9 protein-coding genes are annotated in these 12,819 nt (G+C 36.2%); 1 reads left to right on the top strand and 8 read right to left on the bottom strand.

The genetic code is table 11. The features are described from left to right. Positions 1–7: 7 nt before the first annotated feature. The 5 genes from thrS to CHU_RS07975 form a co-directional block, all read right to left on the bottom strand. Positions 8–1,945: a threonine--tRNA ligase gene (gene thrS / locus CHU_RS07995; protein WP_011585028.1), complete on the bottom strand. Its 1,938-nt coding sequence runs from the start codon at positions 1,943–1,945 to the stop codon at positions 8–10. A gap of 71 nt (positions 1,946–2,016) precedes the next feature. Further along, positions 2,017–3,075, bottom strand: a complete 1,059-nt coding sequence (locus CHU_RS07990) for a tetratricopeptide repeat protein (protein WP_011585027.1) — start codon at positions 3,073–3,075, stop codon at positions 2,017–2,019. 2 nt (positions 3,076–3,077) lie between these two features. Further along, positions 3,078–5,639, bottom strand: coding sequence for a DUF5686 and carboxypeptidase-like regulatory domain-containing protein (locus CHU_RS07985; protein WP_011585026.1), 2,562 nt, complete (start codon positions 5,637–5,639; stop codon positions 3,078–3,080). Between the two features lie 99 nt (positions 5,640–5,738). Further along, the gene (locus CHU_RS07980) at positions 5,739–6,140 is read right to left on the bottom strand and encodes a PH domain-containing protein (protein WP_011585025.1); all 402 of its coding nucleotides are present in this window, start codon (positions 6,138–6,140) and stop codon (positions 5,739–5,741) included. A gap of 76 nt (positions 6,141–6,216) precedes the next feature. Next, complete coding sequence (locus CHU_RS07975) at positions 6,217–8,796, bottom strand: DNA gyrase/topoisomerase IV subunit A (RefSeq protein WP_011585024.1); 2,580 nt, start codon at positions 8,794–8,796, stop codon at positions 6,217–6,219. 63 nt (positions 8,797–8,859) lie between these two features. Between CHU_RS07975 and CHU_RS07970 the strand changes: the two genes are divergently transcribed. Next, a complete protein-coding gene (locus tag CHU_RS07970) occupies positions 8,860–9,246 on the top strand; it encodes a hypothetical protein (RefSeq protein WP_011585023.1) in 387 nt (128 codons plus the stop codon). On the opposite strand, the gene CHU_RS07965 is transcribed toward CHU_RS07970, so the two are convergent. From CHU_RS07965 to CHU_RS07955, 3 genes are all read right to left on the bottom strand, one after another. Continuing rightward, a complete protein-coding gene (locus tag CHU_RS07965) occupies positions 9,222–11,192 on the bottom strand; it encodes a sensor histidine kinase (RefSeq protein WP_011585022.1) in 1,971 nt (656 codons plus the stop codon). The two genes, CHU_RS07970 and CHU_RS07965, sit on opposite strands and share 25 nt — an antisense overlap. Then, complete coding sequence (locus tag CHU_RS07960; protein ID WP_049755501.1) at positions 11,192–11,707, bottom strand: DUF922 domain-containing protein; 516 nt, start codon at positions 11,705–11,707, stop codon at positions 11,192–11,194. Before CHU_RS07960 ends, CHU_RS07965 begins: the two co-directional genes overlap by 1 nt. 61 nt (positions 11,708–11,768) lie before the next feature. Next, a complete protein-coding gene (locus CHU_RS07955; protein ID WP_238379371.1) occupies positions 11,769–12,791 on the bottom strand; it encodes a PorP/SprF family type IX secretion system membrane protein in 1,023 nt (340 codons plus the stop codon). Between the last annotated feature and the right edge of the window lie 28 nt (positions 12,792–12,819).

The following is a 12,819-nucleotide window of genomic DNA, read 5'->3' as shown; positions in this document are numbered from 1 at the left end:
TTTTTTATCAGACTGCTAATTGTTTTGCAATTTCTGATTCAAAATATTGAATAAAATCTTCTACCAACATGCTTCCAAGATCTTCCCCACCGTGTTTACGAATGGCAATTTTTCCTTCGTTCACTTCTTTTTCCCCTATTACAAGCATAAAAGGCACTTTTTTTACTTCCGTATCTCTAATCTTCTTACCGATTTTTTCATCGCGGTTGTCTATAAACCCGCGAATGTCTTTAACCAAAAGCCTGTCATATACATCCTGGGCATAATCGTTAAATTTTTCGGAAATTGGTAAAATTGCAATCTGATCCGGAGAAAGCCATAGCGGGAAGTTGCCGGCAACGTGCTCAATCAATACGGCAATAAATCGCTCTAATGAACCGAATGGTGCGCGGTGTAACATTACCGGACGGTGTTTTTGGTTGTCAGAGCCTGTGTACTCAAGCTCAAAACGATTTGGCAATTGATAATCTACCTGAATGGTACCCAGCTGCCATTTTCTTCCTAATGCATCTTTTACCATGAAATCGAGTTTCGGCCCATAGAATGCAGCCTCTCCCAATTCAGTTACTGTACTTAAACCCTTCTCAGCGGATGCTTCAATGATGGCTTGTTCAGCCTTTTGCCACTGCTCATCTTCACCGATATATTTGTCTTTATTCTCAGGATCGCGTAACGAAATCTGTGCAGTGTAATCGTTAAAGCCTAATACTTTAAATACATAAAGCACCAGATCAATAACTTTTAAGAACTCTTCTTTTACCTGATCCGGTCTGCAAAAGATATGTGCATCATCCTGAGTAAAGCCTCTTACACGGGTTAACCCATGAAGCTCTCCGCTTTGCTCATATCGGTATACCGTACCAAATTCTGCAAAACGGATTGGAAGATCTTTATAGGAGCGCGGTTTTGTTTTGTATATCTCGCAGTGGTGCGGACAGTTCATTGGTTTTAACAGAAACTGCTCACCTTCATGCGGCGTAAATATTGGCTGGAACGAATCTTTACCATATTTATCAAAGTGCCCTGAAGTAACATACAATTGTTTGTTTCCGATATGTGGCGTTACTACAGGCTGATAACCTGCACGTACCTGAGCTTTCTTTAAAAAGTTTTCAAGGCGTTCGCGCAGTAAAGCACCTTTCGGTAACCATAACGGCAAGCCCATTCCTACTTTTTCAGAGAACGCAAACAATTCTAATTCTTTACCTAATTTTCTATGATCACGTTTCTTCGCCTCTTCCAGAATAGTTAAGTAGTCTTTCAACTCCTGCTGCTTAGGAAACGTAACACCGTAAATACGTGTTAACTGTTTGCTTTTTTCATCACCTCTCCAGTACGCACCGGCAACACTCATCAGCTTTACAGCCTTGATGAATCCTGTATCCGGAATGTGCGGCCCTCTGCAAAGATCTGTAAAGGCACCTTGCTTGTAGAAAGTAATAGAGCCATCTGAAAGACCTTCTAACAAATCCAGTTTGTACGGATCCTGTTTATCTGTAAAATAAGCAACAGCGTCTTTTTTTGAAATCTCTTTACGGATATACGCATTTTTTTGCTTGGCTAATTCAAGCACTTTCTTTTCAATATTTTCAAAATCATCCTGAGAAAATGCGCGGTCACCAAAGTCTACATCGTAGTAGAAACCGGTTTCAATAGCCGGCCCGATTCCGAATTTTGTGCCTGGGTATAATGCTTCAAGCGCTTCTGCCAGTAAGTGTGCAGAAGAGTGCCAAAATGTAGATTTACCTTCCGTGTCGTTCCACGTCAATAACTGCACCGTAGAGTCGCTCGTGATTGCTCTTGAAGCATCCCATATTTCTCCATTTACTTTGGCAGCCAGAACGTTTCTAGCAAGTCCTTCACTAATGCTAAGGGCAATGCCCATGCTCGTGATTCCTTTTTCGTATTCGCGGATTGATCCGTCGGGTAAAGTAATCTTTATCATAATAATATTCTAACCTGCGAATTTAATAAGATTTTCAAAATATAACTCAATACTGAAAGATAATAGCCAAATCAGTTGGTTGTATCCTGGGCAACATAACGAATATGTTTTTCAATACGTTCAATCTCTTTTTTCAGGTAAGTGTTTGATGAATCAATAGATAATGAATTTTTATAATAAGTAACCGCTCCTGCTTCATCATTTTGTTTTAAGGCATAATTACCCATTTTAATGATGCTTTGAGCATCAGAGGAGTTTTTCTCGATCCATTTGCTTAAATAATACATGGATTCTTTATAGTTGCCCTGTCTGCCATAATAGTCACTAAGCGGTTTATATAATTCAATGGCTTGCGGATCGCATAAAAGTCCTTCTTTGTATGCTGCCAGAGCTACTTGATTTTTATTGATGGTTTCATAAAACTTCCCTTCATATAAAAACAACGTAGGATTATTGGGGCGCATACGCTTCGCTTTAATTAATAAAGGCATGATTGAATCGTACATCTGCTTCTTATAATATAAAGACATTAAATCGATATATGCTTCAATGTATTGCGGATTGTTTTGAATACATTCTCTGAATTTTAAGAAGGAATGCGAAGTATCTTTACCGATCAATAATTTTTTTGCCTGCACGTATTTCAATTCAGCCATTTGAGGTGCAATTGCTGTAAGTTTACCAATGTACTGATTGGCAGAAATAGTATCGTTTTTTTCCAGCAAACAATTTGCTAATAGCGCATACAGTATAGGTTCAGCATTCCCTAACTGCAAGGCCTTCTGCCCTTCTTCAATAGCGCGGTCTACATTTTTTAATTCATTATTGATCTGCGCACTCAACAACCAATAGGCAGCAACGGATTCATCCATACGCAACGCTTTTTGAATATCGTTTTGCGCAATTCTGAAATTGTTGATGTTGTAAAAGTACGTTGCACGTTTAAAGTATAGGTATGGATTATCGGGCGTAGCTTCTATAGCTTCATTTAATGCACTTAATTGTAATTCGGAAGAATACAATAATTCATTTTCATTGGTCATTTTATTCGGCTCCTTTCCATCGGAACAGGAAAACAGCATCGTACTTATAATGATAAGTATTAATGCGTTAGTGCATGCTTTTATCATGATTAAATAATAAATCTAAATGATAGTTTTATACCAAATTTACTAATATCCGGCACATCTCTATATGTTACGCGGTGAATAAAATCAATCCGTGCACATTTGAATATATTGTCAATACCGTAGCCAACTTCCACATATGGCCTTGCCGGATCTAAAGAAGAGATTTTAACGGTCGGTTCACCGGATGATGTAGTCGGAGCAAGTAAATTTTTGTTTTGATCAGACATGCTTCCTACCAGCACATTGGTTGTTAAAAAGAATCTCCATTTTAGTTTCCGTACGAGTGGAATCCGGTTGCTGATTAATCCATCAAGGTCGTGTTTTATACGTATAGAAGCATACTGATCACTTGAATATTCAAAGAAGTTCATTAAGTTAAATGCAGCCGTTGTATAAAAAAATGTCTGGTTACCGATATGGTTTTCGATCAATGGATACGGCACCGGATTATATATTTTACCTACTGTAAACTGATAATTTGTACGGCCGATAATTCCGAATCGTATGGAATGATCGATTGTTAACTGAAGTTTATGATACGAATAGTCACTATTGAATACATTTTTCAAACCTGCTGTATACTGAATATTCGCGATGGGCCATTTTTTTCCGCCAAGGCTTATGCGTTCATTTCCATTTTGTAAAAATATTTCATCATACGATAATTTCAACAGGAATATTAATTCTGTGGTTTGAAATTTTTCTACTAAACCCGGTGTATAGCTTGCTGTTGGTTCTGAATCGTAAGCAGCAAAATTATAGATTGGATCAAACCACATATGTCTGAAGATAACTTTAGGCATAATATTTTTTGTCAGATCTCTTTCAAAAAATACGCCGACCTGTCTTGAATAATACGGACCTCTCAATGTTCCCCATCTTGTGAAAGCAAGAAACAGGTTGTTGTTTGTAAGCTTTTCTGAAGGAGCACCGATCTGATCGATGTCGTATTTATAATACACGCCTGTCTGCGTCCAGGGTTTACGGGATAAAATGAACGTTGCTGCTCCGCCATATTTCAATCGGTTATCTCTTGTACCATAACCAACAAACCCTTTTAAAATAACTTTTTTACTGAAATCTGTATTGGTTCTAAAACCTAACTGGAATTTATTCCCTTCAATATTATTATATGAATAACAGGATAAATAAGAACCTAATTCAATTTTGCCAATCTTTTTATATCCGTTAATGGCAATATCCAATAACTCAACATAGCTTTTTATAATCGGCAGATTGCGGATTGTATCAATTACTTTATAAATGGCAGGATCTGTTTTTCTTGTTGTATCCTCATAAATCTTATTCCAGTATTCCGGTGATTTTTCGCGGGCATCTTCAAGCACTTCGATGCCTTGATCAAAAAAGTTATTTGGCCTTGGCTGGTTCACTACAGGATCCTGAATGTTGGAATAAAACGTTGCAACCATACTTGGCAGTTTACCAATATCTTCAAGATCCAGATAGATGTGCGTAGAAGAAGGAAGCCACGCACCTTCTGAAAGCTGGATCAGGTTCTGTGTAAAGGTAATCCCATCGATGTAATTGAGGTTCGCATCTTTATTGATTGTACCTTTGATTTGTTTAAGTGCAAATGTGGTGTCGGTGATCCACATGGTACCTGTAAAGGCTAAGTCTTGTTTCTGTCTGGGAACAAAATTTATCTCATAGCACCACAACGAATCTATAAATAAACTATCCATCAATTCATATTCGTAAAAAATATTCCAGCTTTCAGAAATAGGTGAAATGAAATCTTTGCCTAAGATATTCATGTAATTCTGATAGAAATTATAATCCTGAAATGTTGAACCAAGCACCTGAGACAATACACTTCCATCGTCCATACCGATTCCTTCCACTTTAACCGCTTTAATAATTTCTTTGGCCTGGGTTGGATTCGTGCGGTAATAATAATCCGATATGGTTTCAGACATTAATACCGGTATCATTGGTTTGCCTTGCGCATCAACCAATGTTTTCATGCTATCTAAAATGCCCGCAACATCACGCATGATTTTCCTTTCACGCATTTCCTGACTGATGTTATTAACGTATATTTCTGTTCTGTTATAGGTTTCATATTCGTAACCGCTAAGTTTACGTTTGTCATTGTTCCTTTTATTATCCATGACACTTCGTAAAATTCTGTAAGCCGGATTTTCGGTAGGTACAATAAGAATTTCAGTTCCGCTCAGTTCTTCGGATAATAAAACAGTAATTTTAACAGCAGATTTGTTTTTGGGTATGGCAATGATCTTTGTTTGATAGCCCATGCTGCTGATCCAGAGCGAATCGGTAGATGCAGGGACTTTTAATTCATAGGTGCCATCGTAGTCAGAAGCGGTTCCATACGTTGTGCCTTTAACATAAATAGTGGCAAAAGGAATAGAATCAAGAGAAAGGGAATCCTGGATAACGCCGCTTATTTGAATTGTCTGGGCAAAACTTGCCGATGAGGCAATTAAATATAAAAAAAAACAGAGGAAGCTCTTTTTTAATGGAATTCTTATAATACTAAATACAGAAGTATAAAGTGTTACAAGCCTAACAATGAATGACATCAAAAATGAATGAGCCAACTTATACTATAGTTGAATGAATTTATGTATCAAGAGCAACATAAATTTAGAAAAAAAACATTTCATTCAACCTATATAACATTAATCTTTTGGCCTATTTGTTAACAAATCAATTAATTCTTTATATTCTGCTGCGCTGTGGGAGTCACAGCCCTTAACTATAATGTTGTTAAATATGGATTTTGTATGAACGGTTATTTCTGTAGAAGGCAGTAATGATTCTCTAACACTGATACCTGTTATATCTTCATATTTAATGCTTTCTATAAACGGCGTACCGTGCTTATCTATACCAACGTAATAAACACGCTGATCTGTAGTAACGATAAAGCCGAGGGTACTTTTTATGGATCCTTCTAGAAAGTAGAGTATTGTTTCGTCTGGTTTAAGACTTTTAAGAAATATATCGAATGCAATTGCAGCGGTTTGGGGCACATAACCTAGCTGAGTTAAGCGGGTATTGATTTTCTCTTCTAACTTCATACTTACTTGCTCATAAGTGACTTCTTACAATTTATACGGTTACCAATTGTAAAGGTTTGGTATTAATTAGCGAATGTTAATTAAAATTCAATTCAATTGTTGATCCTGCCACATAACCGTCGTCTTTTTTAGGTTTTTCAGCTGTTTTTTTTGCTTCTAATCTTGAAATTGAATTTATTTTATTTGTTCCTAATTTGTTACCAATTGATTTCCAGCCTTTTATTTCAGAGAATTCATCTATTGAAACAATCATTGTTGGATTAGTCACATATTTGCCTTTAGCGAAATCGATCTTGATTTTAGGCTTATCATCGGTAGAAATGAATAAAACCTGATTTCCTTTACCATCCGGAATAAACGCAAAACGTTTGCCCAAGGTGGTTGTTTCTAACTTAAAACGTTTAATATAGTATGTTTTTGAAGGAGCATCCAGATAAAGCGCTGAAACGATTGCTTCGGGATTGTGCTTTTCGATGGAAAGCAGCTGATCCGCATCATACCTGTTTGTAAGTTCAAAACCCGTTACTTCATAGGTACCATCTTTGTAGGTAGCTAAGATTTTATCTTCGGATGCAAATGAACCAATCAGTAATCCTTTTTTGTCGGTATTGATCCTGCCTATGGTTTCATCGTAATAAATTTCTGTACCAGCCAGCGTAGATTCACCTGCAGCTTTAAACGTTACCTTTTTTACAGGGTGTTTAGTCAGGATGTTCCCTTGCGTATCTCTGCCTTTAATCTCAATAGTACTGAAATCGAAATCAAATACTTTTATTTTTGCTTTGCTGGTAGGAGTTAATGTAACACTCACGGTTTCTGCTTCTCCATTTGGATTGGCCGAAAAATAAAGGACTTTAGAAGCTTTATTAGCTTTTACAAGCGGATATTCTTTTTCACGTGTTACGCCCATTACATTGAAACGTTTCACCATGCTGTTACCGCTGGCACCGTCAAGGGAAATAAGGTTATAGACCATACGGTCATCTCCTTTTCTGAAAATACCTGCGTAAAGAATGTCTTTACCAACAAATACCTTCTCTCCTATTTTCTTTACCACACAAATACCATCGCGTCTGAAAACAATTACATCATCTATATCAGAGCAATCACAAATGTATTCATCTTTTTTCAGCCCAAAGCCTATGAATCCTTCTGCTCTGTTGATATACAGCTTTTGATTGTTTGCTGCCACAACAGTTGCATTAATAACGTCAAATGTTTTGATTTCTGTTTTACGCTCTCTTCCTTTACCGTATTTCTTTAAAATACCTGTATAGTATGCTATTGAATAATCAATGATGTTTTCAAGGTTGTGTTCAACTTCTTTTAACTCGTTTGAATAACCACGCATCAGTTCATCTGCCTTGAAGGAATCAAATTTGGAGATACGTTTGATTTTTATTTCCGTTAAACGAACAATATCTTCTGTCGTAATGGTTCTGTAAAATTGCTTTTTGAATGGCTGTAACCCCTTGTCAATCGTAAGAAGTACATCTTCCCACGTTTCACACTCTTCAATTTTCCGGTAGATTCTATTTTCAATAAATATCTTTTCTAACGAAGAAAATAAAATACGTTCCAGCAATTCACTTCTGCGGATCTGTAATTCCTGCTTTAACAGGTCAACCGTCTGGCGTGTGCAGATACGAAGTATTTCATGAACACTTAAGAAATGCGGTTTATCATCTACAATTACACATGCATTAGGTGAAATAGAACTTTCACATTCCGTGAATGCATATAAGGCATCTATCGTAATACCAGGATCTGTACCGGGTAATAACTGCACCTGTATTTCTACATCCTTCGCTGTATTGTCGATTACTTTTTTAATCTTGATCTTACCGGTATCGTTTGCTTTAACGATCGATTCGATCAGTGAAGTTGTTGTAGTTCCGAAAGGAATATCTTTAATGACAAGTGTCTTCTTATCCATATCCTCAATACGTGCACGAACACGTACGCGGCTTCCCTTCTGGCCTTCATTATAATTACTTACATCTATAAAACCTCCCGTTGCAAAGTCCGGGAAAATCTCGAATTTTTTATTTTTCAATACAGCAATAGAAGCTTCTATAAGTTCAACAAAGTTGTGCGGTAATACTTTGGTGGACAAACCTACGGCAATTCCTTCTACTCCTTGTGCCAATAACAACGGAAATTTGACAGGTAGTGTAACCGGTTCCTTTTTACGCCCATCGTATGATGCCTGCCATTCTGTAGTATCTTCATTGAAAACTACATCCAGTGCAAACTTTGATAAGCGGCCTTCAATGTATCTGGGTGCCGCCGCACTGTCTCCGGTGCGTATATCACCCCAGTTTCCCTGTGGTTCGATCAACAGGTCCTTCTGCCCCATGTTTACAATGGCATCCCCGATCGATGCATCGCCGTGCGGGTGATACTGCATGGTTGAACCAATCACATTGGCAATTTTATTAAACCTGCCGTCATCCATAACTCTCATGGCATGGAGAATTCTTCGCTGAACAGGTTTTAGTCCATCATTGATATGCGGAACTGCTCTTTCAAGAATTACATAGGATGCATATTCTAAAAACCAGTTTTCATATAAACCGTTAACATGCACTACATCATGTATATGCTCGTTACCTGATTGTTCTTCTGATGAATTATTATTAATATCTTTTGCCATTTCTTTGGAAATACCTTAAATCGAATACTAAATTTACTGAAATATAACTTTCGAATCTATCTCATGTGGAAAAATAAGAACTTTTGTGTTCTGCTCATCGTATTGGTTTTTGCCAGCCTGCTATCTTGTAACAGTAACAAAATCAGCTGGATTGAAACAGCGGCCTGGAAAAAAGACTACAAAGGATGCGAAGGTTATCGTGCTTCCTTGATTCCGGAGTTAGAAAAACGCAAAGATGAACTGCTGGATCAGCGGGATGCTTTTTTCTTCCATACCCTTGGCAAAGCAAATAGAGTATCATACAGCGAAAGAGGAAAAAAGATTTTTTATTATTACCTCACACCTGCTGCACAATGCAATGAACTTCATGGAAAAACAATCGGTTTAACCATAGAATTTGAAGCGTTAGGCACTTCCCGTTTAATTTATCTGGAAGAAGTTGAGCCCTGATTCAATAGTGAAATTCTCGGCAGTATAATTTCAAATGTTGTACCCAAACCTTCTGTACTTGATACATCAATTGTTCCGCCTATTTTTATAATTGCTTTTTTAACAATATATAAGCCTAGGCCGGTATCGTCTTTTGACTCATAATTTCCTCTGTAAAACATATTAAATATTTTAGGCAGAATGGCTTCCGGAATACCGAGTCCGTTATCTGTAAACGTAATTTTTATTTCATCCGCATATTCTTCAATAACGATATCCAATATCAGATCCCGTGTTGTATCTCTATATTTTAAGGCATTTTCAAAAATGTTCTGGTAAATGGTTTTAATTGAAAATGCATCCGAAATGAAAGGTTTCTCCAAATGATTTTTAAAGCGAATTTGATTTTTTGTTATGCTATTGTTTCCTAAAAAACGTTCTGAAATTTGCTTATGCAATGTTTCAAAATGAATTTCACTAAAACGCGATTGTTGATTTTGAAGTTTTGTAACTGAATTCAGATCAGAAATATTCGACTCCAGATTATGTAGTTTCTTTTTAATTAATTCAAACAGTTTTTTCTGATCAGCTTGTTCATCCTTAATGCCCAGATTACACAGGCCTTCAATCGTTTTTAACGGACCTTTTAAATCATGAGAAGCGCTATATAAAAATAGATTTAATTCTTCCGATTTTATTTCCAGCAATTTATTTTTTTCTTCGATTTGAGACGTTCTTTTTTGAATGATCTGTTCCAGTTCATTATTCATCTGAAGCGTAGAAATATTTTCGAGTTTAATTCTTTTGAAACGTTCGGCTAATGCAAGTGTCATAAAAATACTTTCAAGGGCAATACCATAATACAATACAAAAAAACCAAACCCGCTTAAGCTGCTTAATGATACTACAGATAAATAATATATTATGTAGCTACATGTTAAAAGGCTTATACCAATGACCATATAAATGGTATCCGGGTTGTCTTTTTTGTAGGAATAGATTGAAAATCCGGTGCAGAATAACAACGTAAATAATTCAAAATGGAACGTATTAAGCGTAGTATCTTCAAGCATAAATACTGCATAACACAGACGCAGCACGATAATAATTTTAATGCAGGTATATATGAATCTGTTGTTAGATGATTTAAAATAGTGATAGGTATACAACAACATAAAAATGCTGACAGTACCCCGGGCAATGTTTTTGATAATCTCCGAATGAGCCGTTAACGATGGTGTTAAGAATAAACCTGTACCATCACGGTATAACATATGTATGATTTGAGCCAGAATAAACAAGCAATAAAATAAGATTACCTTTTCTTTTAGAATAGAATAATAAAAAATATTGTATATCAATACAAATGCCATAAAGCCATAGAATAAGCCAAACGACAGGTATTCATTAAAAAATGAACTGGCAAAATTTTCCGGTGTATAAACAGCAAATTCGTAATAAAAAGAAGATTCATTCTTCAACCGGATGTAGAACTGTTTTGTTTGATGTGCTTTCAGTTCAATATTAAAAATAGGTTGCTTGTGATTGATAAAACGGTTACTCAGATTTATGGTATCTCTATGAATCGTAACCATTGAATCTTCGGGATTATTCTCAAAAAGGTCTATTTCATTAATTGTAAAATTGTATGAGACGACATACCAGTTTTTATTTTTATTGTACGGATTGGAAAGTTTAAATGTATACCAATAACTTTTATTGTGATCAGTGTTTGTAAAATACTTTGTCTTTAACGGATAGGTTTTTCCTGTTGCCGGATCCCAGGATTCAGCAACACTACTATCAATTTTTACTATTTCGTGATTGCGTGTAAGAACAAGCGGCTCTCTGGAATATGCAGTAAAAGCAGCACTGTAGAGAGAAAGCAATAAAGAAAATAAGATGAACAGATATTGTGTACTACGTATATGTTTGAAAGAAACCGTGATTACTCTTCTCAATTTCATTATTCTTCTTTTAATAATAATGCTACCTTATCTTCCCACTCCTTTTGTTTAGCGGCAATAAGCCCATGATCTGTTTCTTTATCATATTTCTCTTGAAACTCATGCCATTCTTTTAATAGTTTAGAAGATTCTTTATTAAAAGAACCATTTTGAAGTGATTTTTCACTGGCAATCGCAGACAATTTTTTTCGTAGGATACGGGTATGGACTTCTGTTATATCAAAATGTACCTGTTCATGTTTCAATAAACTTGCAGACGTTTTATTTTTTGTCCAGGAAAGTTTTTTGTCAAAAAAGTTTTTAACTTCTACATTAATCTTGCCATTTGTATAGCTGGCACTGATATGAATATCAGTAAAGGTTAATGCCGCCGCCGGATTGGTTTTAGTTGGCTTACCTTTAAAATCATCCCAGGTTAATTTACGTTCTGCCGACCAGGCAAACTGATCACTATCTTCGGAAATTGAAACCGCAGAATAAAACAGCAGGGAAATAATCTGTATTAAAATAAGCATAGTTGCGCGATGATATATGTATACCAAAGTTAACAAAAGAGTATGATATAAAATTTGATTTTTATTTAAAATCCGGACAAGGGATCTTCTTTATTGGTTTTTTCTTTTTGGGAGGTTTACTAAAAATGTAGGTAATATTGATTTCATGGCTTCCTCCTGTTCTTCCAAGGCTTAATTTTGAAACGGTAAAATCATAGCTGTATCCCAATCTTAATCCTCTGATTTTCCAGCCAATCAGGCAAACAATTGATTCGTTGTTTTGTAACCCTTTATTATAGTGCTTTACCGGAATACCTCTGTACCACATACCGAGCATGAGGTGATGATAGATACCATAAAGCCCCAAATCCAGCTGATCAGATTTCCCCTGCGCTTTATAATTGAATGTCGGGGTTAGTGTAACTTCATCATCTTGTACTCTTGAACGATCGTTTTTAGGTGAAAGATCGAATCTATAACCACCCATGAAGGTTGTTTTAACAGGCAGGTTACTGGCATCTCCATAAAAAGATTGATTGGGTGTATTCATATGATAGACGGAGACGCCTGCCCAGAATTTATCCGAATATAAAATCCCACCTACGGATACATCAAAATAGCTAACGGTATTATGCCCAAAAGGCTCTTGTGTAGATTGTCCTGTAAAACCATCTACCGTGTATTGATCTGGAAATTTAAGGTAGGAATAATTTACATACCGTGAAGCATAAGTGCCTTGTGCGCCGGCTCTGAAAGCAAGTTTCGAGGTAAGAATAAGCTCATACGAATATTGCATACTTATTTCCGTAGAACTGATGATATTGCTCCCCTGTACGTCTCTTAATACCATCAAGCCAAGACCGCTCTTAGTTTTAGTGAAAAAATGATCAATTGAAAAACTGGACGTGATATATTTTGCGTCTAAGCGCGGCCATTGTAAGCGTTGATGACCTATTACCCGGGTTTGGTGTGCACTGCCGGCAAATGCAGGGTTTAAATATAAGACGTTAGCATAAAATTGAGAAAATTGAATGTCCTGTGCCGATATTTCTAACTGAAAATATAAGAAACAGGAAATTAATATTCCTAATTTTTTTACTGTCAACTTATTGCCTAAATACATTTAATTAATA

This window comes from Cytophaga hutchinsonii ATCC 33406 (assembly GCF_000014145.1).
GTDB classification, from domain to species: domain Bacteria; phylum Bacteroidota; class Bacteroidia; order Cytophagales; family Cytophagaceae; genus Cytophaga; species Cytophaga hutchinsonii.
The sequence above is the reverse complement of the archived record's forward strand: the minus strand, read 5'-3'. Positions and strand labels throughout refer to the sequence as shown.